Source organism: Viridibacillus sp. KH_047 (assembly GCF_057838945.1).
The window spans coordinates 2,783,095-2,809,505 of sequence record NZ_CM174479.1; the positions used below are offsets into that span (position 1 = coordinate 2,783,095).

Consider the following 26,411-nt stretch of genomic DNA (forward strand, 5'->3'; position numbering starts at 1 on the left):
GCATTTAGTATATAAAAATTAACATTTCTCTTTAAAAAAATCATGATTAATAGGTAATTATTAGACATATTTTATTATAAAAAAGCTGCTATTCACCGATTTTGATTCCGTGAATAACAGCTCATTTTATGTTACTTCCTTAATTCCATAGTGAAATTTTGACGACAAACGGGTATCCCGAACAAAGCCATATTGCTCAAATAAATCAGAACGGTAGTGCGCTTTTAATACTATTCTTTTCTTAGCAACACGTTCTGCTTGTGCCATCCATTCATCTGATAAACCTTCATGAAGACCCGCTTGTCGAAGTGGTTGAAAGCTAGTAGACTCTTCAATCGTTTCTTCGAACATTGGGTCCATATAGACTACATCAAAGCTATTGTCAGCCTGTAACTTCAAATAATCCAATGCTACTGAATGAACGACTTCAATCTGTTCCATACAAGAAAGAAGTGGTAAATCCGTTATATCGTAGCGCTTCATCCCTTCGCTTACGATGAATGCAACATTGGCATTACCCTCACACCCAATGACTTTGCCTGATTCACCGACCGCAAAGGCCGCCATCATACTATCTGTAGCCATACCTAATGTACAATCAAGAAAGGAATCGCCCTCATTCAACTGGCATGCAGCTAAAAAAGTATCTATTTCCCCTCTAGCTGCACGTTTCAAACGAAATGCAGCAGAACTTGGATGGAAAAAGAAAGGAGCATCTGCCCCTAACGCATGATATTCATAGCGATTTTTTCCCGCAACTATAACGTTGGCATTATATAATGTTGCCATTTTCGCAATACCACGCTTTTTTCGCTCAACAAAACGCACATTTAACGTGGTACATGCTCGTTCAGCAAGTTGCTTCGATAATGCATCCGGTCTTGCTGCAGTGGTAACAATTGTTGTTATTTCGCACATACTTGCTCTAACACACCTGCTAAATGATCACGTACTTGTTCCATCGCGAATCCCTCGATTTGTTCACGTGGGATGAAATAAGCTAACTGACCATCTTTTAATAGTGCAATAGAAGGAGAGCTTGGTAACACTTCCTCAAAATAACTACGCATTTGTGCAGTCGCTTCCTTATCTTGTCCAGCAAATACTGTCACTAAATGATCTGGCTTATGTTCAGCTGCTTCAAGAGCTGCAGCAACAGCCGGTCTTGCTAAACCTGCAGCACAACCACAAACTGAGTTAATCACTACTAGTGAAGTACCTTTAGATTCTTGTACATGATCAGCAACTTCATCAGGCGACAATAACTCTGTAAATCCAACATTAACTAACTCCTCACGCATTGGTTTTACAATACCTAACATATATTCTTCGTAAGCATTCATAGTTTCATCCTCTTTCATATCTATTTATTCCCCTTGATTTATAAGGGTTTTCACCTTCTTATTGTATATGTACTTTCGTTTTATTTCACCCTTTTTCACTTCTCATGTGATTTTATAAGTTCCAACTAAAGCGAAAAATATTACACTAAAGTTCTTAGGTCCTGTTACTACATGAAAGCGATTCTAAGGATATTTTAATACCTTTGCATTTAGTTGCACAGCTAAAGGGGATCAAAAACACCACTATTAATGGTAAGATAATACAAAAAAAGAAAAAGGTGGTTAACTATGATTAAAAGAAAACTAGCATTACTTATTCCTGTTGTTGCTGCAGTAGCTCTATATGGTTGCAGTGATGAAACGAAAAATACTTCAATGGACAAAGAAACTGAAGAAACTGAAAAAACTGAACAAAGAGCACCAATGCAAACAAAGGATACTTCAAATGAATCAACTAATGAAGAAACAGAGATTGGTGTCGATGATGAATCAATAGATTACAAGCGTACCGAAAAAGAAATTAAAGCAACGGTCGATGCTTCTGCAGCATCTATTAAGAACACGCCTACAAGTGGATACTTTATGACTTTACATAAGGAGAAAACCATTCTTTACAGCAAACCAAATAGTAAGAAAAAGGTTTATACAATTAAACGATTCATTTATGAAAATGGTGAAGGCAATATTCCCACAGCCCAAAGCGTTAATGTAAAGAGGATTTATAAAAATGGATGGTCTAAAGTAAGCTATAAAACCAAAAAGAAAACATATATCGGCTACATAAAAACAAGTGGTCTTAGAATTAATTTACATAGCCTTGATAGGGTTTTTGTTGACAATCCAAAAGGTGGGAATTTAAAGAACTCCCCTAATAAAAATTCAAAAACAATAGCAAAAGTTCCTTTGGGTGCAGTGATGGACATTTATTATAATTCGGAATCTACAACAGAGCCCTATATTTTAGATAAATATGGTGAGTATACTTGGATGAAAGTAGCTTTCTATAAAAATGAAAAAAGATATATTGGTTGGCTATCACATAAAGCTTTTAGATCTTTTTAATATTTATATTTGTGTTGGAAGTGCTGCATTTCTTTCCTGGTTTTGATTTGCTCTTTCGTTAACCTGCCATCTTTGTGTAAGGAAATTAATTCACAATCTGTTTAGTGACATTAACACAAATATCCAATTAAAAATCACCTCCACTCTTAGAAATCTTTAGAGGTGAGGTGATTTTAATCAAGTACTTGTTTTGCTGTAGACCCTATGTTCAATATTACATTAAAGCAAGTTCCGTTACTTTCATTATCAGTAACAGTAATCGTACCGTTATACTTTTTGATAATGCTGTCAACAGTGGAAAGACCTAACCCTGTACCACCCAGTTGACGGGAACGTGATTTGTCAACACGATAAAAAGGTTCGAATATTTTCTTTTTGTATTCGTCGGCAATGCCGATGCCAGTATCTATAACTTTGATTGAAACCTGTTCCTTACTTAATCTGTTAACTTTGACTTCAACTTTGCCGCCATCAATATTGTACTTAATTCCGTTTTCCACAAGGTTGTAAAAAGCACGATACAATAGGTCGATGTTTCCAAAAACAACGCTATTATCACAATCTAAGGTCAATGTAATATTCTTTTCATTTGCCATGTGTGAAAGCTCGGAAATAATATCCGTAAAAATATCCTTTACGCAAATGCTGCTTTGCTCAACATTATCGTCCATATTCGTCATATCTAAAAGGCTAACTACGAGTCCCCTCAAGCGTTTTGTCTGCTTTTCAATAACGTAAATAAGAGCATCATATTCCTCGGTTGTATGTGTGCTTTTCTTCTTAAATACATCAACTTTTGTTTGTAACACAGCAAGAGGTGTTCTAAGCTCGTGGGCGGCACTTGCTGAAAATCTTTGTTGCATCATAAAAGCATTATTCAACTTATCCGTCATTTCATTGAATGTTAGAGAAAGCTCTGCAATTTCATCTTTTGTAGGCGGCACGGATAATGTTTCAGATAAATTATGCACATTTATTTTTTTTACTTGCTCAGTTAGCGTATCAAGTGGTTTTAAAGCTTTACCCGAAAAATAGTAGGTTAAAATTCCACCGCAAACAATAACTAAAAGCATATAAAGAATACTTTCACTTCTATAATCCATTTTTGCTGTTTGTGAAACCTCAGACGGACCTATAGAGATTATGCTGCTCGTTGGTGATTGAAGGCTTTCATCTACCCATCCATCTTTGCCAACCTCTTGCGCAGGTAATGTGGAAGCTGCATCATCAATTATAGTAGCCATTCTATAAGCAGAAAAATTTAGTATTAAGGTAAGCCCTACACAACAAACAGTTAAAAGAGCAACAGTCATAACAGTAAGTCGTAATCGAATGGGCATATTTTTAAGCATTTTCATTATCACTCTTTTCTGATAAAAAGTAACCTTCCCCTATTTTCGTTCCAATTGGGTCATAGTTTAAAGCAGCTTTTAGCTTCTTTCGGAGAGTTGCAATATGAACCCGAATAGCACCACTAAAGCTATCTGCATGCTGATCCCAAACATGTTCAATCAGTTCTTCTTGGCTAACTACTCTGCCTTTGTTAAGCAAAAGATATTCAAACAATGCAAATTCTTTTTTCGTAAGTGCAATTTCATTGTCGTTAAAAACTACAATACGTTTTGATAAATCCACCTTAATCCCACCGAATGAAAGCATACTACTTTCTTGTACAAACTTTCGCCTTAACAAATTTCGTATTCTCGCTTCCAACTCGGCAAAATCAAAGGGCTTCGCCAAATAATCATTTGCGCCTATGTCTAAGCCTTTCACTTTGTCATTAACACTACTTCTAGCACTGAGAATAAGCACCTTTAATTCAGGCTTTTCATAACGTATCTTTTCTAAAACCTCTAGCCCATCCATTTTCGGGAGATTTAAATCAAGTACAACCAAATCGTAATTTACTTCATATAAAAGCTCGTATGCATCTTCACCGTTGTCACAAGTATCAACTGCATATCCATCTATTCTAAGTCCATCTGCAATCGCTTCCTGCAAATCAAGCTCGTCTTCTACAATAAGTATTCTCATCTTTAGAATCACCTCTTTTTCGATTCATCACCATAATCTGGGGTGATTTCTGTTCCGGCTGGGCGCTTTCCGGGGGGCGTCCAGCCTCCACTCCAATCCAATCTATATGTTTTTCAACTAAATGTCTTCCCCTACCTTTGGTGATGAACCTCTTTTTCTATTGTACTGTAAGTATGTGTTAAATCTCTGTTAAGCTAATCCAATTCAAAGAAAACCGCTTAACAGTAGTTTAACATCGGTTTTTATACAATGGTGACACAAGGTAAGGAGGAACCAAAAATGTATATTCTAAAAAATTCAATAAAAAATATTAAAAGAAACAAAGGAAGAAACATTCTAGTTGGTATTGTTTCGGTCATTATCGCTATCACTTGTGTCATTTCATTGGTCATTAACAGTGCTACAAGTAGTATCATAACTGATTATAAAAATCAATTTGGTAGTGAGATCAATGTTGAGCTTGATTATGCAAAACTTTATGAAGGTGGAATGACGACAGATGTTCCGGAAGTAACCATTAATCAGCTTAAAAATTACGCAAATTCCGAATATGTAAAAGACTACTATTTTTATTTAGAAGCTCCAGCAGTATCAAAGATCAATGCCATCAATCAACAGGCGGATGCACCACTACAAGGTGCCGTAAATGCTGAAGGTGGTGCTCCTGATATTGGGCCACCGAATTTAAAAGTAATTGGAAGCTCGTCCTATGAGTTGTTTGAAGAATTCAAAAAAGGCGAACGCAAAATAATAGACGGAAAAATATTTGAAAAAGATGATGAAATTGTTATCAGTGAAAATTTGGCGCAACAAAACAGATTAAAAGTTGGCGATGCCATTAAAGTTCGCTCTATGGCGGATGCAAATAAAGACGTTAGCCTTACGATAAAAGGAATTTATAAAGACCTGACGAAAGACAATATGAGCGACTATACTTTTAAAGATCCTTATATGACAAGAGAAAATGAAATTTTAACAACTTACGAAACAGCTACAGGGCTTGTAGGTAGAGAAGCAGGTACAATGTCGCGTATTAAGTATTTCTTAAACTCTCCCGATGATTTAGATGCTTTTATTAAGGAAGCTCAAGGAAAAGGTCTGAGTGAGTATTACTCAATGACAAATAACTCATATCTGTACAAACAGATTGCAGGACCTGTTGAAAGTGTGCAAAAGATAAGCACAGTATTCTTAATCGTAGTACTTATTTTAGGTGGCATTATTCTTATTCTACTTAATCTTATTACTCTTAGAGAACGCAAATATGAAATTGGTGTTTTAAGAGCTATAGGAATGAAAAAATCCAATGTTATTAAAACCTTATTATATGAATCAATCCTTGTAACAATGGTTGCGGTTACTATCGGACTTGGATTGGGGAGCCTTACAGCACAGCCTATTTCAGATAAACTTCTTGCCGACCAAATTGAACAGAAACAAGAACAAATGGAAAATATGGGTGGAAATTTAGGCGGATCAGCTGCAGCTATGCCTAATACAGATGAAATCATTAACTCATTAAATGTTCAATTAGATGCGAGCGTTATTTTAGGGATGCTCCTTATTGGTGGCTTACTTGTCATCATCTCTAGCTCAATGTCACTTGTGTATATCACGAAATATGAACCCATAAAAATTCTGTCGGAGAGAAATTAGGGAGGAAATGAAAATGAGTTTATTAACAGTTAATAACCTGTCATATGTCTATGACGGAACTAAAAAGAAAGTTCTAAATAATATTAATATTGAATTTGAGCCTAATAGAATGTATGCAATCGTTGGCAAGTCAGGCTCTGGCAAAACGACACTTTTAGCTTTACTTTCAGGGCTTGACCTTAGTCAAGATGGCGAAATACTCTACAACGGTGAGAATATAAAAACAATTGACCGTGATAACTACCGATCAAATAAAATCGGTGTTATTTTTCAAAGTTATAATTTGCTCATCAATGCCACCGCCATTGAAAATATTATGCTCTCAATTGACATTAGTGGTATCAAAGTGGCTAATAAAAAAGAATATGCTTATTCATTATTGCAAAGTGTGGGTATTGATAAAGAAACTGCTGATCGAAAGGTATTAAAATTAAGCGGCGGTGAACAACAGCGAGTTGGTATTGCAAGAGCTTTATCTCACAATCCTGACATCATTATTGCAGATGAGCCAACTGGAAACTTAGATACCGAAACCGAAGAAAGTATTATGAAAATACTCACTTCCCTTTCCCGAAATGAAAATAAGTGTGTAATCATTGTCACACACTCCAAAAAGGTTGCAAATTACGCAAATGAAATTTGGGGTATCTCAGATGGGAAAATTTCTCTAGTAAAAAAGAACTAACATAGTAGATAAGAGAAAATACATGTTTGAAATTAAGAATGTATCGAAACAATACAACGGCGAATTCGATTTGGATAATATTCCCTTCGGAATGGGAAAAGGACTGAATTGGAATTCTATCGTTGATGCTTCGGGTAGTGGTAAAACAACTCTTTTGATTAAATTCTAGTGAAATAAGCTATTTTCACAATAATACCTTTGGATTTGTTTAGCAGGATTTTATTTTGCTCGAAGATTTATCGGTTTTAGACAATGTGTTGTTACCTCAGTATTTAAAAAATAAACAAAATCATTACGGTAGAATGGATTTAACAAATATCTAATGAAGGTGGAAATGTAATATGAAAAAAATGATATCGTTAGTACTAATAGGTTTGATGGCTAGTATGTTAGTTGGGTGTTCAGATACATCTGGGCAGACTAATAACTCTCAAAAAGAAGAGAATGATCAAGTAAAAAGTAATGTGAAAGATGGTAAATATGAGGTAGAAGTAGTAGAACTTACGGAGGATAAGATAAAAGTTAACATTATAGCTGAAGTGGTTGAGAAGAAACTTAATGATGAAGGTAAAGCAGAAGAAGCAGTGGAAGCAGGCAGTGTTCCAGAAAATGATAATAGTGCAGAAACTATTAGCTTAACTAAAAGATTACAAGGAAAAAATTCAGCAAGAGAAAGATCCATCGTAAGAATAAAAGTAGAGGGTGGCGAAGTTGTAGAAATTGTTGAGATATAGATAATACGGTTCGTGTATAAATACTTCATTTTAGCGCTTAAGTAACGCGGGACACCGAGATACGTGTAAAAGCCGGTAACTTTATGGATATTCGGGAGATTTAAGTCAAGTACAACCAAATCTATGCGTTAAATCTCTGTTAAGCATTTAATTCAATACAAAGAAAATCACTTAACAGAGGTTTAACATCGTTTTTTATATAATGGTGACACAAGTTTAGGAGGTATAAAAAATGTATGTTCTAAATAGCGTAATTAAAAATATTAAATAAATAAAAACTAATATAGTAGATAGGAGAAAAAAATGTTTGAAATTAAGAACGTAACCAAAAAATATAACGGCGAATCAGCTTTGGAAAATATTTCATTCTCGATGGGAAAAGGACTGAATTTTATCGTTGGTGCTTCGGGTAGTGGTAAAACGACTCTTTTGAAAATCATCAGCGGTATGGAACAAGATTTTGATGGCGAGGTTACCTATTGCGGAAAGAATATTAAAGAATTAACCTCTAGTGAAAAAAGCTATTTTTACAATAATACCTTTGGATTTGTTTGGCAGGATTTTAATTTGCTCGAAGATTTATCGGTTTTAGACAATGTGTTGTTGCCGCAGTATTTGAAAAATAAACAAAATCAAAAGAACGCAAATAAAATTTTAAAAGAACTCAAAATATTTGACCTTGCACATCGAAAAGTGAACTCTCTTTCCGGCGGTCAAAAGCAGCGTGTTGCCATCGCAAGAGAGCTCATGAAAAACCCAAAGGTTATTATCGCTGACGAGCCAACAAGTGCATTAGATGAAAAAACCTCAGAAACAACAATGGATATTTTGAAAGCTATTTCTAAAAACAGGACAGTTATCGTTGTAACCCACGATGTCAATTTAATTGACAATGACTCAAATGTTATAGATTTAGATGAGAGAGAATTTGTTTCATCACCACAAAAAAATGTAACGAAAACAGAAAAACTCACATACGGTGAAAGTCATCGCTTATCGATTAAAAACGCTTTTGCAATGACCAAATCGAATGTTAAAAGTAAATTTGGCCGATTTTTAGTATCAGCCCTTTCTCTAATGATTGCAGGTATCCTTTTGCTTACAACTGTAAATGGGACAATCGCGAGCAGCAGTCAAGGTGATTTTGACAAACTAATTGATACTTATGGCGAAGGACTTACGGATATTAGTATAGTTGACAGTTTTACCAGTGCAGCAGGCACAGGCGATAATCAGGAGGAAAAGCCCAATGCAGATGTAACACAGGATATTGATGGTTTATATGATCAATATGTAGGCGATGAACGCGTTGTTTTTGCCACTTTTTTACAAGCGTTTGATAATATAAAAGTAACTGTTGGCGGGAAAGAATATCCAATACAAGGATCAGGTACTGTTCCGTCAATCAAGAAGTTGTTAGCAGGAAAAATGCCTACTGGCAAAGACAACGAGGTTGTTGTTCCAGAAAGTTTTGTTAAATCAATGGGCATATCAAACGAGCAAGCAATCGGCAAAGAAATTGATTTTAGCAGCGCTGTTTACAATTGGGACACAGGTGCGCCTGTTTTAAAAGACGTATCCATTACCGCAAAAATCGTAGGTGTTGCTGATAATACTGCCTACTTTGAAAATGAAGGGGAAATGACAGAGTTTACCGTTGATGACTCTTTCTTCTTCAGCAAAACTGCACTTGATGATTTGAGAAGACAAGCAGGAATTGAAAATGACGCAATGAATTTTCTTATTCGAGCAAAGACGCCAGCTGATATGATTGCCATTAAAGACGAACTTAACGAACAAGGCATTGTACCTCTTGGTCAATTTGAACTTGTTGAGGATATTGTGAGATTAAATGAGCAAACAACCGAACAGTCAGGCTCAGCAAGTATGTTCATAGGAATTTTGGCTGTTGTTATGGTTATGGCTATTTCTCTGATCACAGGTTTTATGAGAAAGAGAGAATTTGCAATTTATAAAGTCAGCGGCTTTAATAATGCTCATTTTAGTCTGCTTAACTTGACGGAAAAGCTAACAGAAATCATGACAGCAATTCTGTTAATGCTTGTTACATCACCCCTTATCAATATAGCTACTAAAGGCTTGTTCAGCGCAAGTATTTTAAGTTCTAAGATGTTGATTTCGGGCGTGCTATTTATTGCTTTAGTAGGCGTTGGGGCTTACGTTACAACGGCTATTGCCTTTATAATGACCAAGACAACAACAGCATTGAAGACAGGTGACAGATAGTGATACAGATAAATAACCTTACAAAACGATATGATCATTCAGTTATTTTGGAAGATACAAGTTTTAACTTTCCAAGCCAAGGACTTGTTTGCCTTTTAGGTGCATCAGGTTCCGGTAAAAGCACGCTGCTTAATATGGTTGCAGGCTTCGACAGTAATTACAGTGGTGATATTACGGTTTGTGGTACTTCTATCAGCAAAATGAATGCCGATGAATTGTGCGCGTACCGCAGAGAAAATATCGGGTTCATCTTTCAAAACTACCATCTTTTAAGAGGATATACCGTTCTTGAAAACATCTTGCTTGCTTGTGAGTTAAATACAGCAAGTGAAGAGGAAAATAGAGAAAATGCCAAAGAGCTGCTAAATAAACTGGGATTATCACAAAAGACTGATGAAAAAATCGAAAATCTATCGGGCGGTCAAAAGCAACGAGTTGCTATTGCAAGAGCGTTGATTAGTAATCCTCGTATTATTTTGGCGGATGAGCCGACAGGAGCATTAGACCGTAAGAACTCTAATGAAATTATGGAGCTTTTAAAAGAAATTTCAAAAGACCGTTTGGTGATTGTGATTACGCATGACCAAAAGATTTGTAGTTTTGCAGATAAAGTCATTCATATTGAGAAAGGAAAAATTGTTGCAAAAGATACCGAGTCCCATACAGAAATTGCTAGTGATCATAAGCTCAGTTTAAATAACGCGATCAAAATATCTGCGTTCAAGCGAGGGCTTAAGAACTTCAAAGTGAATATTACACGCTATATGGCTGTCAGTTTGGCAATTTCCATCGGTATCCTTGTATTTATGTTGTCATTATCTTCAGGGAATATAATGGACAAGAATATTTCGGATTTTCAAGATAAAAACACTGCCTTTAACAACGGTTATATTAAAGGTAAGGATGATGGAACAGTTATTGAATTGTTGAAATCCGATGAGCGTATCGAAAATGTGTATTACCAATACAAAATAACGGATGTTACTTTAAGGATAGGCGATAAAACTGAAGCTTTAGCAGAAAAATACCCAATGGCAAAGGCTACTGAAAAGATGTCATATGGTGCTATGCCCAAAACAGGTAAAAAGGAAATAGCATTTAGTCCAAGCCTCGCTAAAAAATTTGAAAATGATATTAGTAGTTTGATTGGTAAAGAAGTTACCTTAAATTATGGAGATAAAGAATACACGCTTACGATAAGCGGCATCTTTAACGCAGACTACGATGATTTCTTTGTAAGCTCCGATATCGAACAGGAATTTTACCAAAATGTGAAAAACAAAAAAAACTACTCAATCAGTTATGATGTAAAGAACTTTGAAGATATTGTGCCAGTCAGTCAAATGCTTGCTGACAAAAAAATTGACAGTAAAACTGCAGCCAAAGAAGTAGAAGTTTTGCAAAATACATTTAACAATCTTAGCCGTTTGTTCTTGATCGTTTCTATTTTAATCTTAGCAATTGGTTTGTTTATCAGTACCGTATTACTGATCAAACTGCAAAATTCAAGATACAAGGAAATAGGGCTACTGTCCGCTTTGGGCTATAATAAAGGAACAATACGGAAAATGATTGTCAGCGAAAATTTACTTTTAGCAATAATGTCAGCTGTTTCTCAAGCTGCCCTTATTGGCTGTACGTATTTAGTCGGCATGATTTTCAATTTGGCAATGATTATCACCCCACTACAAATCTTACTATCAATACTTTCCACAGGTGTTGTTGTAATTGTAATAAGCATGATAGCAAGCCAAAAGTTAATCTCTACAGAGCCTGCTGTCGCGTTGAGAAAGTAATATATCTTATGTATTGAATACCACAGCCTTTCTGGTTGTGGTATTTTTTGTTTATGAGTTAGTGACATACCATCTGTGTTGCAGAATAATCAACACCAATTAAGTTGATATAGGATAATTTAGTGAAAATAAAAAAAACCCTATACAATAAAATCGGGCTTTACTAGTTACATAATATATTTTTAGAACACTTTACAATTGTATTATTTCTTATATCCCACTTCATTTATTAAAAATAATTAATATAATGCTATTAACTTGAGAGCAATCGAGAAATACCTTGCGTATAACAACCTTACTGGAAACTTCTTTTTGTATATTTTTCTATATATTTTTTAAATTTACACAAAAATACATAATTGAAAATTTAGTCTATAGGAAACAAAACTTTTTAACTATTTTTTTCATTCTTTTCATTCCATTGTTTTATAGAAAGATAAAACATAACAGTAATCCAAACTACTAAATAAAAAATAAAACCTACATTTAATCTAGATAAATCGAAATCAATTAAAGAAAACAAAAAAAACAATCCTAAAACAAAAATCAAATTAATAAAAAACTTTTTTTCTTCAAAAAAACATCTCACTTTCAATAACTGAATTTATCAATAAAATAATTCTTAAATTTCCAAATCCGCCTTGATCCATTCGAATAAGCTTTTTTTCAACATCTGAATCTTCATCGTCTACTTGAATCAAATCGCATTCTTCGACATCATCTAAGTACAATTTCTTCCTGCCTTCGTTATTATTAAGTATACCATGTCCCCAATGAAAATATGGTATTTGTTTTAATTCATACCTTTTAAGGGTTCTTTCTCCATTTTATTATGCAATAAAAAACCTATCCAATTAAAGATAGGGCTAATTTTGATAAATTTTCCATAGAACGCGCTCGTTCTGTATCCACTTGTGTAGTGCTACCTAAGCTATTAGTAATCCATTTATTAAATTTGATTCCCTTTTCGGAATTCCTTATTGTATGTCATATTATTTAAGCCCCTTTTCTTTTAATAATTACTCTTGCTCTTTGGCTTGTTTAGTCATAATGAAACTGTTTTTGTAGACACCGTAAACAACCAAAATAAAGGGTACCGTTGCTAAGATTTCATGCATTTATCAGTAATTACTTATATCTATAAACCTATAAATAATAAAAGGTATTTACCTGTTTTTAATTTTTCAATACAATTTAATGCTTTTTGTAAATTAAACAATATCTCTTGTTTATCATTTATTTTTCCCCATTTATCAAAACGAATGGGTTCCTCTTCCTTTTCAATTGTTTGTCGCCATTTTTCTAATGTATCATTTAACAAAGGCACAGACTCTTTCACAAAAATTTTAACACCAGCACTAAAATAATGTGTATCCGCCTCTAAAGTATCACTAGGATAACTCGCTGCTGGTACCTAGCAAATAAATGTTCACCATATTAATCAACTAATTCCTCTGCAATTTTAAAATAATTCTTCGAGCTCTCTAAAACCCCACTATGTAAAACTTCTAATGTTTCATTTAATACTTCTTCAGTATCTTTTTCTATAGGAAAAAGAACAAAATCATAATAATCCATAATCATAATTCCTCTCTACTATCTTTTCGCTGAAATCATTTGTTATTGGATATTATAATTTTACTTCAATAACTTTTTTCCCACAAAGTAAATATACAATGATTATAAAACCTCTCTTTTATCATTTTAGCTGTATTCTTGATTATGAGGTTGTATAAAAGGTTTTAATTACATATTGGGTAAGTGATAAATTTGCTGAGAAGAGTCGAAAATCACTTTTCCTATACCAACCTTGCTTCAATACGATCAGCGACGTGATTCAAATTGTTGTTCCAACTTTGTCGTAAATCCGAAACGTTTAATGGTGCCCACCCCGAAAGCTATATGATTTACTGCTTTTTCAATCTCGCTCATCTTCCAATACCTCCAATTCAATTAGCCGATGTGTCCATTCGGCTATTTTCAACGATAATTTTGCAAATTGTTCATTCGATAACTGTCCGTTTTCATACTTGCGTTCCATACTTGTGAAATATTCATCTTGTTGGGCAATAATAAATTCGTGCTCTTCATGTGTCATACGCTACACTCCTAATAGATTGAATCTTTTTGCTAATTCATTTCTATTTTCTCCAATTGACAGTTAGTAATTCCTTTTATAGCGTTAAATCAAACACTATTCTTCTATCCTTTTAATGTGAATAAAATGTCATGTCGTAACTTCTCTAAATGTTCATTTTCATATTTTAGACCTTTATCAAATGCATATTGCTAACCTAAAGGTTGTTCGAATCATGCATTTCTCCGTTTTTATACCAGCTAATCGCATCTCAATAGCCTTCATGTCCACTTCATATAGGTAACTCACTCTTGTTCCCATAGAAAAAACACCTCCTAATCGAATTGTAGGTGTCTAAACCCGAATTCAATCGAAGATGCTTTTTTTATTTGTCTATACTTTTGTGGTCAGTCCCCCACCGAATAGGGTCACTTTTTAAGTATCCACTATTCGGGGTTCTGTTCACATAGAAACAATGTATTTTTTTCAGAAGGCACTAGTGCTTTTCTAATTATTCGGCAAAGCTATCTGCCATTTTATTTTCTTTCCACATGAATGTAAAACCAAGACCTAAAACCAAAATGACAGCAGCGAAAAGATATGGATAGTTAATATTTACGTCAAATAGTATTCCGGCCATGGCTGGGCCGACAATGTTCCCTAAGCTCGTATAGGTTGAGTTCATTCCAGCAACAAACCCTTGCTCTTTTCCTCCTGCTTTTGATAAAAATGTCGTCAATGCTGGGCGAAGCAAGTCAAATGCTAGGAAGATGAAGCAAGTTACCGTCAGTACCGCCCAATAGCTAGAGATCATGGTAGACGCAACCGCCAGTATTGCACCTACAATTAAACATAATTGGATCAGTTTCTTTTCACCTAGAATATCGACTAATTTTCCGAACATAAATACTTGCACAACAACTCCGAAGATTGAGCTTATAGTAATAATAGCTGCAATGTCCTTCGGCGTGAAACCGAATTTATGATCAGAAAATAGGCTAAAAACAGTTTCATATGCTGATAAACCGAACGCTAGCACAAATACAATGATAAATGCTATAAAGTAAACCGGATTAAGTGACCTTTTTAAATCGCCTATAAAATTTGTTTGCTTATTATTAATAGAATTTTCAGCAAGCTGTTCCTTTGTTAACGGCTCTTTCAAAATAAATATTGATGAAATGCATGCTAAAAAAGCAATTCCGGCCGCAAAGAAGAATGGCAATCGTATACCAAATTCAGCAATGAAACCACCAATACCCGGTCCTATTATAAAGCCAGTGCTAATGGCCGCAGAAATATAGCCCATTGCTTTTGGCCGTTCCTGAACTGTAGTAATATCTGCAACATATGCAGTAACACCTGGCATAATAAAGGCGGCACTAATACCCCCTAGGATTCTTGATAAATAAAGAACCGTTACGTTAGTCCCTACACCAAAGATAAGTTCTGAAATACCGAAAAGGAATAAGCCTGACGTAATGATTTTCTTTCTGCCAAAACGGTCAACCCAACGCCCTGCAAATGGTGACATAATTAGTTGTGCTACCGCAAATACTGCAACAAGATAACCCATCGTACTACCTGTTAAATGCATGTTATTCATAAAAGACGGCATAACCGGGATGATAAGCCCAATTCCTAGAAATGGAATAAATATATTGCTAAGCAGAATTAGTAATACTGCTTTTTGATCTTTAATTGGTTTCTTCATGTATTAACACCTCTTTCTGTATGATTCAATGATGTGATATTCCCCTCCAAAACACTGTCCAAGAGGCTTCTAATTTATCCTTTAGCCGTTTTTCATCATTGCCGTAAACAAGTTCCAGCAAAATGGAATCGACTACTCCTAAGAAAGCATAAGTCGGCGTTACAGCTGACTCTCCAACGATTAATTTATCATTGATCCAATCCTGAAAATTTCTTTCCAGTATCGTCTGCATCTTTTCCTCGATATCTATAACTTCTTGTTCAATTACTTTTTCAAGATGAGCTGGTGGAAAAAAAGACATTCGTAGCCAAAACTTTAACTGCTCATTTTGTTGAAAAAGGTTGATGATCAATTGTAGAAATCCGTACAAAGCTTTTTCAGGATTTTGTTTATTAACTTTACTGAAATATTGAAGTTTTGAAGATAGCTCTGTCTCTTTCGCATCACGTAAAACTTGCAGAAAAAGATCATCTTTTCCTTTAAAATGGGAGTAAATAGATTGTTTTTTCATGCCGACTTCTTCAGCTATTATAGAAAGGGAAGCTCCTTCATACCCATGAATTGTGAAATATTTAAGAGCTGCCTCCTTAATTTCATCGCTTTTCAATAATGTCACCTCAATTAATTGACGAACGTTCGTTAGTTATATTAGCAAATTAAATTAATATTCGCAAGTCGAAAACACTCAAATAAGTGGAGACTTGATGTGAATTTCTAGATTTTCGTATGAATGATATCCATAACAACGCTAAATTTTGTTAATCAAATAATCAATTAAGAGTGAACTATTGTAACTCAGAGATTCTTCCATATCTACTGTAATCTTTTCCACTTTCTTTGGAGTATAGTATTTGCGAACTAATCATAAACTATTTCAATAATCTACATATTAATATCTAGTGGATATTATCTATGATTCCACCAAAAGTAAATCACTTTCTCGAACAAAGAATATTTTTTCAAAAAATTAAAATATTTCTCTTTTTTAGTAATATTTTCCCCCTGTTTCGAATATATGAATCATATGGCGGTTTTTGTATCATCCTTGCTATGGATAAAGACTATAGAAAATGAAGCACTTAGGAGGAGTTAAGATGAAAGCAACGATTGAGAAACGTTTAGGTTTGAAGGAATTAACGGACAAAGTTGTTTCAGCCGAAGAAGCTGCGGCACTTATTTCAGACGGGGATGTAGTTGGGATGAGTGGCTTTACTCGTGCTGGGGACGCAAAGGTTGTGCCACTAGCACTAGTAGAACGTGCAAAAAACGAAAAATTCCAAATCGATGTTTATACAGGAGCCTCTCTAGGCCCTGAAGTAGACCGTCATTTGGCAGAAGCTGGCGTAATTCGTAAGCGTGGACCATATCAAGGTGAACCTGCATTACGAAATCTCATCAATAAAGGTGAAGTTCTTTATGTAGACGGTCACCTTTCTCATGTTGCTGAATTAGTTCGACAAAATATTTATGGAACTATTAAATTTGCTATCATTGAGGCATGCGCTATTACGAAGGATGGTTATTTAATTCCTACAAATTCGGTTGGAAACTCACCTATCCTAGCAGATTATGCAGAAAATATTATTGTTGAATTAAATATTTCATGCTCAGAGTCTTTCATTGGTATTCATGATATTTATGTGCCTGAAAAACAAGGTGAGCGTGGTCCAATCCCAGTAATAAGTGCTACAGATCGTATTGGAGAAATTGGCATTAAAATTGATCCTAAAAAAATCAAGGCTATTGTCATTTCAGAAAATACTGATGCTCCCTCTTTAATCGTGCCGCCTGATGAGGAAACAGATATTATGGCAAATAACCTACTGAATTTCTTACGAGATGAAATTAAGGCAGGTAGATTAACTTCTAAACTCGCTCCAATACAATCTGGTGTTGGCTCAGTTGCAAATGCTGTCTTGCAAGGATTCCAAGATTCAGAATTTGAAGATTTAGAAATTTATTCTGAGGTTCTACAAGATGCTGTCTTCCATTTAATCGATGCCGGAAAAGTAACATTTGCATCTGCTACTTCGATTACGTTATCTGAGGAATTAGGTAAAGTAGTATTTGAAAATATGGACAAGTACGCTGATAAACTATGCTTACGACCACAAGAAATTACTAATCAACCTGAAATAATCCGTCGTTTAGGTCTAATCTCAGTTAACGCGGCACTAGAGGCTGATATTTACGGTAATGTTAATTCAACACACGTCTCTGGTACACGTATGATGAACGGCATTGGCGGATCCGGTGACTTTGCCAGAAATGCAAGATTAGGTATTTTCGTAACGAAATCTTATGCTAAAGGTGGCACTATCTCATCTATTGTTCCAATGGTCTCACACGTAGATCACACTGAACATGATGTTGATGTTTTGATTACTGAGCAAGGTGTAGCTGATTTACGCGGTTTAGCTCCGAAAGAACGCGTGCCTTTAATCATTGAAAACTGTGCACATCCTGATTACAAAGAACAACTATGGGCGTATTATAATGATGCCGTAGAAAAAACAGGTAATAGCCAAACACCTCATAATCTAGAAAAAGCATTTTCTTGGTACGTTAATTATGCTAAGAGCGGAACAATGGTTGAGTAATCATTCCACTCCAAACGTTATATTTTCCAATATAAATTCCTTACTTTCAATTATAAAAATTCTTGAGTATATAAGAAAGTAGAAGGTAGCATTTTATTGGTTTGGAGAAGCATCCGCTCGACTCCTGCGGGAAAAGCCAGACAGACGAGACCCTGCAGGAGCGTAGCGACGAAGCGGCTCGGCACTCGCCCGCGGTAAGCGAGCGGTAAGCTTCGGAAAACCTGATCTATCTTGTATAAAAATAAAAAGACTGTAGAAAACTCATTTTTTTCGAGTTTGTCTGCAGTCTGAAGCACCTTTCCTATAACCAGAGAGGTGCTCTTTACGTTTAGAACTATTTTATTTATAAAGTTCCCAACCAATTATTAAGACTATTAATAACAATGCAGTAATAGTTGAAAGTATATAACTGACTTTTTGCATTTTTGTAGATGTTGTTTTACCCCACAGTTTCAAAATCATTATTATACAAACACCTATAACGGCTATATATATATAATTTATCCAAAAGTGAATCTTTAATGAAGCATAAGATGCATAGTTCAACGCTCTGTAGGCAAGAAGGGTAAAATTAATTATTGCAGCTACACCTGCTAAGTTTAAAGTAATATTGAATTTCCACATTTGAGTATGTTGAACAGTCTTTTTTCTATTTCTGATACTATTAATAATAAAAATTATTATAGAAATAACAATATACAATAAACAAAATATTACAGAGATAGAACTAAAGACCGTAAACCATTTCATACTGTTGGCTAACGGTAGAAAATCACTCGTCATCATAGATACCTTTTCCACTTGATCGCTGTTCATTGTGAAGTGAAGAAATATATTATATTCATTAGTAGACCTAAATACATAAGGCGCTACTTGTTTAAATGTCATACCTAATCCAGTCAATGTGTTGCTATCAACCGCTTTTAGCTCCCCCGTCATAAGAGTTCCCATAAGTTTGGAAAAGCCCGAATAAGGACGTCTAGCCATACTATAAGTTCCTTTAAGTTCATGAGCATCCGGAAACGTCACTTTACTATCTTCTGCATGATAATCACCGTACACTAATACTGGTAAGCCATAGCACAAACCAGATTCACTAGATTGATTTGTCATAACAATAACGCCTATATTCTCTTTTTTCGAAAAGGCCATATTACTAGAAAAGCTATCTGTATTCCCTGCATGTTCCAACACATCTACAGCATACATTCCTTGCCAAAACCCGTGCGAATTTCTTGGTAAGCCATTATCATAAAATTTACTACTAGTAAGCATCTCATCTAATGTTCGATTACTTTGGAATAGCGGGCTTTTGTCCCCTGCCACTGGCATCAATGCACTAATAAATTTTGCTGCATCTTCAGCTGTACCAATGGCACTTCCAGCAGGGTACAAACCAATATAGACACGTTCGTTTTTTGAACGATTGAATTTCCCTTTGTTATTTCCTTCGTAACCATGAACGAGCTTCCTTTTTTTGGAAACGTCTTTATTATCCGCTTGTAACGGATGAATTGCCGTATCCTTCATATTGAGAACAGAAAATATATTGTCGTTTACGTATTCATAAAACGGTTGATTTGAAATCCTTTCCACTATATAACCAGCTAGTGCTACTCCATAATTGGAATATGCGACAACTTCACCTGGTTTTTTTACCTGTACTGGTTGGAAATTTTGTAATGTTTCACCTAAAGGTTTAATAGGTGCAGGTGAAGTGGATAATAGATCAGAGTAGCTCTCTTCCCATCCGGCATCATGATGCATGAGATTTAACATCGTGATAGGCTTTTTGTATTGTAGTTTTGTGAGGAACCCTTCTGGTAAATATTCTCGAATATCTTCTTCCAAATTCAGTTTCCCTTGCTCTACTAGTTGCATTACACTAGTCCAAACAAGGAGTTTAGTAGCTGAGCCCCATTCAAAAACCGTATTTTTTGTAACTGATTTCTTTTCCTCTAAATCAGCATAACCATAGGAATTATTAACAATTATTTTACCGTCCTTTACTATAATGACAGACGCTCCAGTCGTTGTCGTACCGATATATTTTGCAGAATATTCATCTACCCGTTGTTTTAAATCAGCAGTGATAATACTAGATGGTGTAGCTTCCTTATTTTCTGATGCTAAAATAGTTATTGGAAAAATACAAAAAGCTATAATGAGCATTAAAGCAATTTTCCTAATGATACTCCCCCCGTAAATACATTTTTTCTACCAAGTTCAATATATGAATCTAGACCTTTCTATAGTCATTAATAAACCTTTTATTTTTTTACATTCTATAGCCTTATTACTATCCACAACCAACTATAGGCATTCCCTTCTTCCCTTTCGAGGTTTTTGAGTATAAAAAAAGACCCTTCAAAATATCGACTAATCGATTTTTGAAAGGTCCTTTTCTATTAATGAAACTTCCCTGTAACTCTAAAGCCGATTTCTGCAACTAAAGTAGCTAATAAGAATGTTCCTGTATAAACAACTAAGGAAATAACAACAATTCTCCAACCAAGCTGTTTAAATTCTTTCAAGTCTTTACCGAAAGACAAACCAGCATAAGCAAGAATTGGTGTTGCTAATGCCATGAAATTAATTTGACTTGTTGCTTTTACAATTGTTTCATTTCCCGGAAAAATTGGTGAAGTCACTAACAACGCAAGAAATGAAACCCAAATAACTACAGGCAATTTAATTGGTAATAATTTTTCAATTGCAAAACCACATACCGTAATCGCAACTATCATAAGCATACCAGGTAAGGCATCAATTGGTGATACATCATAGCCTACCCAGTTACCTATAATTGCAATTGCACCGATGATAATAAATGTATATATTTTATCTAACATGAACGTCCGTTCCCCCACTTCTAAAGAACTTAAGCTTTGTTTTCAGCTTTTCTAGATCTTCTACCCAAAATCGGTTCCAATTTTCTATATAGATAATTGGTAACTGGTAGTGAAAAGAAGATACATACATAAGTTCCGACAATTGTTGTAATTAAGTTTGCAGCACCAGCAAATAGCGCAATATCATTAGCGGATTCCGGGAAAATAATAGCTAGCGCACCAGTCATTGCAGCCATCATACTTCCTGAACCTACACCGGCACCCATTGCTAGTGAAATCGGGTGGAACCAGCCAGAATTAGCTAGAACACTAGCTAAAATAGTTAAATAAATTGCACCAAATAACGTACCACACACATAAACACCTAATGCTCCACGGCCTTCTGGAGAATCAGCACCATATTTTTCAGCAATAATTGCAAGGTTTGGCTCACGGTCAATGGAGAAAGTAGCACCTACTGCTTCACGTTTCATCCCGATTAACAATGCTATTGGTAAACCAAATACAATTGTCCCAAAGAAATGCCCTACTTCTTGTAAAGTTAATGACAATCCCGCATCCATTAGTTGCGGCAATGAAGGACCCATCAAAGTTCCAAGTTTAGCCACGAATAACATAAATGAAATACCTAAAATGTTAGCTGCGATATTCATATCTTTTTCGCTTAACAACTTCAATTTAGGTAAACTAATAACTGCACCGATTATTAATGCGTAAAGCATAGGGAAAAGTGCAACTACTCCAATACCAAGGTCAAAATTCTTTATCCCAATAAATTCAGCTACAACTACAAGTACTAATACGATTAACTGTATTTTCCAACTTAATAATTTTTTCAAGTTATCCACCTCTATTTCTCATTTATCACCTTTGAATCTCCACTACTGATAGCCTTAGATGCTAATTCTTCAAGTATTTGACATACGGCTGTTGCATCTAGATGTCTTTTTACTGTTGTTTTAGTAGATCTATTTAATTGAAAGACGGTAGATCAAATAAACGATAGTACTCCTCAGATATTGCTGTTCTTGCATATAACCAGATATCCTCGAACATTTGGTTTAATACAAATAAATCATTATCATATTGGATGATCAAATATCTTCCTCGAATATATTTAATACACGGTTAGCTGCGCATATTATAAACACTTATGCTACTTTTCCTTGTTCGACTCCAACCTGTTTAGCAATAATCTATGCTTCTACTAAACTATCTTTCGTTGAATAATTCGCCATATTATGACAAAATTCGCGATTTATCCAGAACTGTTTTCACCTATGTAAAAATTTTTTCGTCTTACACATCTAATATTGAACGAATTTTCTCGCATTTTTGAATATTATCACCTACTATAATAGTAAGTGTACCGTAATCAGCACCAGCAAGTTCGCCACTAGTCGGCCAATCATAAAATAACAAACCTAATTCATCAGCTGGTATTGCCAAATCGATTGCAGTTTCTGCATCTGTTGTACTCATATCAATAATAATGGAACCTTTTTTTCTTAATTTAAAAACTCCATTTTCCCCTATGTATGATTGACGTACAATATCAGTCGTAGATAATGAAGATACCACAATATTCACTATTTCGGCAATGCTTTTTAAAGTTTCAGCAAGAAAAAAGCCTATTTTATATACTAAAAGAACACTTGATTGTTCGGTTAGTAAACTAAATCGCTATAGTCTACTATTTCAACTTTTTTGGATATCCCCTTTCTCGTTCTGCTTCAGCGAGAAGAGTAGCTACTTCATCTTTCAAATCAAAAACATTCCTAAATATTATTTTATTGTTATTTAGTTATAACAGTAACTCTCTGAATACTCTCATTCATTTGAACACATATTTAAATTCGCCCTTAATTTCTTCAAGAATGATAGAACTAGTATCTCCAAAAATAAGTAGCATTGGCTTATAAAAATTGAAAATATAGTTCTTTATACTACCACATCAATTATAGAAATCTCCTCAACAATAAACCCCCTTTATCAAAGGATAAAGGGGGTCTTCGCTTCACTATTCAACGATAGTCTTTTTACGATGAACAAATAGTGACACTAACCCATATATAGTACCTATCAGAGATATCCCTGAGATCACTAGATAGTAATGTTGCCCTGTTAAAGAGTTATATAGGAAGCCACCTGCGTATGAAGAGACGATACTTGATATTCCAAAGAATAGCAGTGCTAATACCGTTTGCCCTGTCGCCCTCCACTCTACTGGTACAATGCGATATAAATACTGAATCGCTGCTGTATAAAAGATTGGGAAAGTAAGCATTTGTAATAATTGTACAAGTGCTAACATTTGCGGGTCTGTAATCCACGCTGATACAAAAAATCGTACAAAAAAGAAAAATGCTGCAATCGTTATTATTAGTAGTTCTTTGCCACTACGAAGCCACCAAAAGCTAAGAGCGAAGATGATTATTTCACTTGCCGCAGAGATGAAAAATGCTTGTCCTACAAGTTTTGTGCTTCCGCCTAATGACAGAATATGAACGCCTAAAAACGTTTCATTCATACGAGCGGGTACTGAACAGATAAACACTAATAATAAAAACGATAATGTTTGTTTATTACTTAAAAAACTCTTCAAACCTGCAATGGTTACTGGTTTTGAAGATGTTGGAGCATCGGGCATTTTCCATATAATAAGGAATCCAATAATCCCTAATATAACAAAAAGGATACCGACACTGTTATTGCCGAAATATGACATAATATATCCGGTAACAAGTGCTAGTACCGCATAACCTAATGCTCCATATGTACGAATTGAACCGTAACTAATTTTTGCTGCTTCTGCTACTGTAAAATTCAAGCTTTCCATTAACGGGTCGATCGGCATTAAGAAGAAGTAGACGAACATCGCAAATACGACTAATAACAAGAATCCATCAACGCTAAACAAGAAATAGCCAAATAAACTAGCTAAAAATAGTAACAGTAATAATATTTTTCGAATCGTCTTCGTCTTATCACTGATGAAACCCCATAATGGCTGCGTAAATATCGTTACAAATCCACCCGTTCCTATGACAAGTCCTATCTCACTTGGCGATAAACCTCTCTCACCTAGATAAACTGGTAAAAACGGAACAAATAGCGCAAGCATTCCAAAGAACAAAAAGTTAAAAACTTTTAGTCTATGATGTAATTGCATAATTAACATCCTTTCAAGTTAAATCTTTGTTTTACTAGGTATTTGAGGCTTATCGCTATCGTTCAAAAGATAGGCTCTTTTACCGAGAAATGCTATCATATCATATTTATAGTCACGAAGTTATACCTTTTTAAACATTTTTATACAAAAATAGAAAAACTCCTAATCTACAAATTAGGAGTTACAACTTATTTTCAACTTTAAAAAGATAATGCACCATATCGCCATTGTAATATTGCTTAATAAACTCTTCTTCTATGTGCATGCCTATTCTCATAGCTACTTTTTGAGAAGCAATATTATCGTCCTTTATTATTGAATATACTTCTGGAGCTTTTAAAATATTAAAAGCATATTTTCTACAAGCTTCTGCAATTTCAGTTGCATACCCTTTATGCCAAAAATCATATTTAAATAAATAACCAATTTCTAGCACTTCTCTATTTCCAACTTGCTGCATAGTTAATCCAGCTTGTCCAATCACTGTATCTGTTCCTTTTAATAAAATCGCCCATAATCCAAATCCATTTTCCTGATATCTTGTTAACTGTTTATCCAGCCAGTTTTGTGTATCTTGCTCATTAAATGTATGTTCATATGCATACATGACTCTCTCATCTTGTAAAATGTCCGCTAAATCTTGAAAATCACTTTGGACTAGCTCCCTCGCATAAAGTCTTTCGGTTTCTAGAATATTAGCCTTATTTTCCATTCGATTTCTCCTTACTTTCAGTCATGTGCTAAACGTTTTTTATTATCGTATAGTCTCATGAGCATACCTATCCATACCTATCTCAATGCCAATTTGATAGACTCTATAGCATGAATTTTAGTAGTATCAAACAAAGGTATCTTAGTATCCTGTTGTTTTATGAGTAGACCTACTTCTGTACAGCCCAGAATAATGCCTTTTGCTCCTTTTTCGACAAGTCCATCGATGATATCTAAATACTTTTTCTTTGAGGATTCTTTTAAAATCCCTAAACATAATTCATCATATATAATTTGATGGACAATATCCCGTTCCGCTTCTTCTGGTACTATGACCTGAATATTGTATGTCTCCACACGTGACTTATAAAAATCCTGTTCCATCGTAAATTTGGTACCAAGTAGACCCACTTTCTGAATACTATTTGCTTTAATCTGATTTGCAGTTGTATCCGCAATATGTAAGATTGGTATTTGAATCTTTTCTTCAATTAAATCAATGACTTTATGCATTGTATTCGTACATATAACAATAAAGTCAGCTCCTGCTTTCTCTAAAGAAATTGCTGCATTTGCTAAAACACGCCCTGCACTTTTCCAATCCCCTATTGATTGAAACCTCTCTATTCCATCGAAATCAACACTAAATAAGATACATTTAGCTGAATGCAAACCACCTAATTCATGCTTTACTTCTTCATTGATGAGCTTATAATATTCTGCTGACGATTCCCAACTCATGCCGCCAATCAATCCAATTTTTTTCAATATTAAGCTCCCTCTCTAAGTCGAATATTTTGTAAAAATAAGGTAAGAAGCAGATTACTTTATTAAACGATATATCTTCATTTGCATTGTTCCCCAGTCTTTCATCAAATCTGCTTTCTTCCTAATTTTCCAAGCATTGAATATTGTTTGTCCTTGTTTATTGAAAAATAGTCCATTTCCTACATAATACGATGCATGTTGGATCACTTCATCGTTATCTATCCATACTACTACATCATCTGAAATAAGCTTTTCATCCTGCTCGTACGCCTCATATCCACATTGCTTCAATCCATTCAATAAAGCTTGTTGGTGGACCCATTCTTGCAATAACCAATCGTTTCCTTTATCTTTACCACTAACTGCATATAAAGTAGCCGCTAAACAATTGGCACCTGCAGTTGTAGCATAAGTATTTGCATATGGCAGTAAATGCGGAGGTAGTTTCTCTGGTATCTCTTCACAAACGCCATCTTCCCACCACTCTGCTACCTTTTTTATTGTCATTTCCTTATTACTTTGAGACATATCTTCCCACATACTACGTTGTAAAACGACTGAATCATCTACTATATAAACATTAGGTACTTCTGATAAATCTGCAATACAAGTTGTTGGTAATACCATTCCTCGTTCTGTCTTAACTTGACATTGTAACAAGAATGTACGAATCTCTTCAGTTAAGCTGACAATCCAGTCTTGCTGAGCCACAATTACATGCGTTTCATTTTTAATGTTCCAATATTCATAGCTATTCATCAATTCTATTTGTGTATAAGACGTATGCTGAAAAAACTCATCTGTTGGCATCACAAGTACATTTCTCAAATGCCCTTGAAGTTTATCGATATCTCCTTCTGTTAAAAAGAATAAATCTTTCATCGGTACATAGTCTTCCACCCATTGTTGTAAGATTTCATCTGATGGTGTAATAATCAATTTTCTCTCTCCTTTGTTCAA

Annotated in this window: 25 protein-coding genes; 7 read left to right on the forward strand and 18 right to left on the reverse strand. The window is 34.8% G+C overall.

Going from position 1 to position 26,411, the window contains the following annotated elements:
* Positions 1–126: 126 nt before the first annotated feature.
* Positions 127–918, reverse strand: coding sequence for a class I SAM-dependent methyltransferase (locus AC3IS5_RS13735; protein WP_489424928.1), 792 nt, complete (start codon positions 916–918; stop codon positions 127–129).
* On the reverse strand, positions 906–1,343 hold the full coding sequence (locus AC3IS5_RS13740) for a BrxA/BrxB family bacilliredoxin (RefSeq protein WP_489427894.1): 438 nt from the start codon (positions 1,341–1,343) through the stop codon (positions 906–908). Before AC3IS5_RS13740 ends, AC3IS5_RS13735 begins: the two co-directional genes overlap by 13 nt.
* 288 nt (positions 1,344–1,631) lie before the next feature.
* On the opposite strand from AC3IS5_RS13740, the gene AC3IS5_RS13745 reads away from it, so the two are divergent.
* Positions 1,632–2,405: a hypothetical protein gene (locus AC3IS5_RS13745; protein WP_489424929.1), complete on the forward strand. Its 774-nt coding sequence runs from the start codon at positions 1,632–1,634 to the stop codon at positions 2,403–2,405.
* A 173-nt stretch (positions 2,406–2,578) separates the two neighbouring features.
* Here AC3IS5_RS13745 and AC3IS5_RS13750 read toward each other — a convergent pair whose 3' ends face one another.
* Together AC3IS5_RS13750 and AC3IS5_RS13755 are read right to left on the reverse strand one after the other, a co-directional pair.
* A complete protein-coding gene (locus AC3IS5_RS13750; protein WP_489424930.1) occupies positions 2,579–3,763 on the reverse strand; it encodes a sensor histidine kinase in 1,185 nt (394 codons plus the stop codon).
* Positions 3,750–4,439, reverse strand: coding sequence for a response regulator transcription factor (locus tag AC3IS5_RS13755; protein ID WP_489424931.1), 690 nt, complete (start codon positions 4,437–4,439; stop codon positions 3,750–3,752). The genes AC3IS5_RS13750 and AC3IS5_RS13755 overlap by 14 nt, the downstream gene beginning before the upstream one ends.
* Positions 4,440–4,718: 279 nt before the next feature.
* Between AC3IS5_RS13755 and AC3IS5_RS13760 the strand changes: the two genes are divergently transcribed.
* The 5 genes from AC3IS5_RS13760 (at position 4,719) to AC3IS5_RS13780 (ending at position 11,557) form a co-directional block, all read left to right on the forward strand.
* Positions 4,719–6,095 carry an ABC transporter permease gene (locus AC3IS5_RS13760; RefSeq protein WP_489424932.1) on the forward strand — a complete coding sequence of 459 codons (1,377 nt, stop codon included), beginning with the start codon at positions 4,719–4,721 and terminating at the stop codon, positions 6,093–6,095.
* Positions 6,096–6,108: 13 nt separating this feature from the next.
* Positions 6,109–6,780, forward strand: a complete 672-nt coding sequence (locus AC3IS5_RS13765; RefSeq protein ID WP_489424933.1) for an ABC transporter ATP-binding protein — start codon at positions 6,109–6,111, stop codon at positions 6,778–6,780.
* A 341-nt stretch (positions 6,781–7,121) separates the two neighbouring features.
* The gene (locus AC3IS5_RS13770; RefSeq protein ID WP_489424934.1) at positions 7,122–7,514 is read left to right on the forward strand and encodes a hypothetical protein; all 393 of its coding nucleotides are present in this window, start codon (positions 7,122–7,124) and stop codon (positions 7,512–7,514) included.
* 303 nt (positions 7,515–7,817) lie between these two features.
* Positions 7,818–9,761, forward strand: coding sequence for an ATP-binding cassette domain-containing protein (locus AC3IS5_RS13775; protein WP_489424935.1), 1,944 nt, complete (start codon positions 7,818–7,820; stop codon positions 9,759–9,761).
* Complete coding sequence (locus AC3IS5_RS13780) at positions 9,761–11,557, forward strand: ABC transporter ATP-binding protein/permease (protein WP_489424936.1); 1,797 nt, start codon at positions 9,761–9,763, stop codon at positions 11,555–11,557. Before AC3IS5_RS13775 ends, AC3IS5_RS13780 begins: the two co-directional genes overlap by 1 nt.
* A 572-nt stretch (positions 11,558–12,129) precedes the next feature.
* Here AC3IS5_RS13780 and AC3IS5_RS13785 read toward each other — a convergent pair.
* The 6 genes from AC3IS5_RS13785 to AC3IS5_RS13810 form a co-directional block, all read right to left on the reverse strand.
* Complete coding sequence (locus AC3IS5_RS13785) at positions 12,130–12,288, reverse strand: hypothetical protein (RefSeq protein ID WP_489424937.1); 159 nt, start codon at positions 12,286–12,288, stop codon at positions 12,130–12,132.
* Positions 12,289–12,695: 407 nt separating this feature from the next.
* Positions 12,696–12,878, reverse strand: coding sequence for a hypothetical protein (locus tag AC3IS5_RS13790; protein ID WP_489424938.1), 183 nt, complete (start codon positions 12,876–12,878; stop codon positions 12,696–12,698).
* A gap of 116 nt (positions 12,879–12,994) precedes the next feature.
* Complete coding sequence (locus tag AC3IS5_RS13795; protein WP_489424939.1) at positions 12,995–13,135, reverse strand: hypothetical protein; 141 nt, start codon at positions 13,133–13,135, stop codon at positions 12,995–12,997.
* A 340-nt stretch (positions 13,136–13,475) separates the two neighbouring features.
* Positions 13,476–13,655, reverse strand: coding sequence for a hypothetical protein (locus AC3IS5_RS13800; protein ID WP_489424940.1), 180 nt, complete (start codon positions 13,653–13,655; stop codon positions 13,476–13,478).
* Positions 13,656–14,145: 490 nt separating this feature from the next.
* Positions 14,146–15,348 (reverse strand): MFS transporter, encoded by a 1,203-nt coding sequence (locus AC3IS5_RS13805; RefSeq protein ID WP_489424941.1) that lies wholly within the window; start codon positions 15,346–15,348, stop codon positions 14,146–14,148.
* A 25-nt stretch (positions 15,349–15,373) separates the two neighbouring features.
* Positions 15,374–15,955 (reverse strand): TetR/AcrR family transcriptional regulator, encoded by a 582-nt coding sequence (locus AC3IS5_RS13810; RefSeq protein ID WP_489424942.1) that lies wholly within the window; start codon positions 15,953–15,955, stop codon positions 15,374–15,376.
* Positions 15,956–16,442: 487 nt separating this feature from the next.
* On the opposite strand from AC3IS5_RS13810, the gene scpC reads away from it, so the two are divergent.
* Complete coding sequence (gene scpC, locus AC3IS5_RS13815) at positions 16,443–17,948, forward strand: succinyl-CoA:acetate CoA-transferase ScpC (protein ID WP_489424943.1); 1,506 nt, start codon at positions 16,443–16,445, stop codon at positions 17,946–17,948.
* A 339-nt stretch (positions 17,949–18,287) separates the two neighbouring features.
* On the opposite strand, the gene AC3IS5_RS13820 is transcribed toward scpC, so the two are convergent.
* The 8 genes from AC3IS5_RS13820 to AC3IS5_RS13855 form a co-directional block, all read right to left on the reverse strand.
* Positions 18,288–20,120, reverse strand: a complete 1,833-nt coding sequence (locus tag AC3IS5_RS13820; protein WP_489424944.1) for a serine hydrolase domain-containing protein — start codon at positions 20,118–20,120, stop codon at positions 18,288–18,290.
* Positions 20,121–20,356: 236 nt separating this feature from the next.
* Positions 20,357–20,800 (reverse strand): hypothetical protein, encoded by a 444-nt coding sequence (locus tag AC3IS5_RS13825; RefSeq protein ID WP_489424945.1) that lies wholly within the window; start codon positions 20,798–20,800, stop codon positions 20,357–20,359.
* A 29-nt stretch (positions 20,801–20,829) separates the two neighbouring features.
* Positions 20,830–21,639: a DUF3100 domain-containing protein gene (locus AC3IS5_RS13830; RefSeq protein WP_489424946.1), complete on the reverse strand. Its 810-nt coding sequence runs from the start codon at positions 21,637–21,639 to the stop codon at positions 20,830–20,832.
* Positions 21,640–22,099: 460 nt separating this feature from the next.
* A complete protein-coding gene (locus AC3IS5_RS13835; protein ID WP_489427895.1) occupies positions 22,100–22,435 on the reverse strand; it encodes an NAD(P)-binding domain-containing protein in 336 nt (111 codons plus the stop codon).
* A gap of 385 nt (positions 22,436–22,820) precedes the next feature.
* Positions 22,821–23,972, reverse strand: coding sequence for an MFS transporter (locus tag AC3IS5_RS13840; protein ID WP_489424947.1), 1,152 nt, complete (start codon positions 23,970–23,972; stop codon positions 22,821–22,823).
* Between the two features lie 181 nt (positions 23,973–24,153).
* Positions 24,154–24,684, reverse strand: a complete 531-nt coding sequence (locus tag AC3IS5_RS13845; RefSeq protein ID WP_489424948.1) for a GNAT family N-acetyltransferase — start codon at positions 24,682–24,684, stop codon at positions 24,154–24,156.
* 77 nt (positions 24,685–24,761) lie between these two features.
* Positions 24,762–25,451 carry an aspartate/glutamate racemase family protein gene (locus AC3IS5_RS13850; RefSeq protein ID WP_489424949.1) on the reverse strand — a complete coding sequence of 230 codons (690 nt, stop codon included), beginning with the start codon at positions 25,449–25,451 and terminating at the stop codon, positions 24,762–24,764.
* Positions 25,452–25,505: 54 nt separating this feature from the next.
* Complete coding sequence (locus tag AC3IS5_RS13855; RefSeq protein WP_489424950.1) at positions 25,506–26,390, reverse strand: hypothetical protein; 885 nt, start codon at positions 26,388–26,390, stop codon at positions 25,506–25,508.
* Between the last annotated feature and the right edge of the window lie 21 nt (positions 26,391–26,411).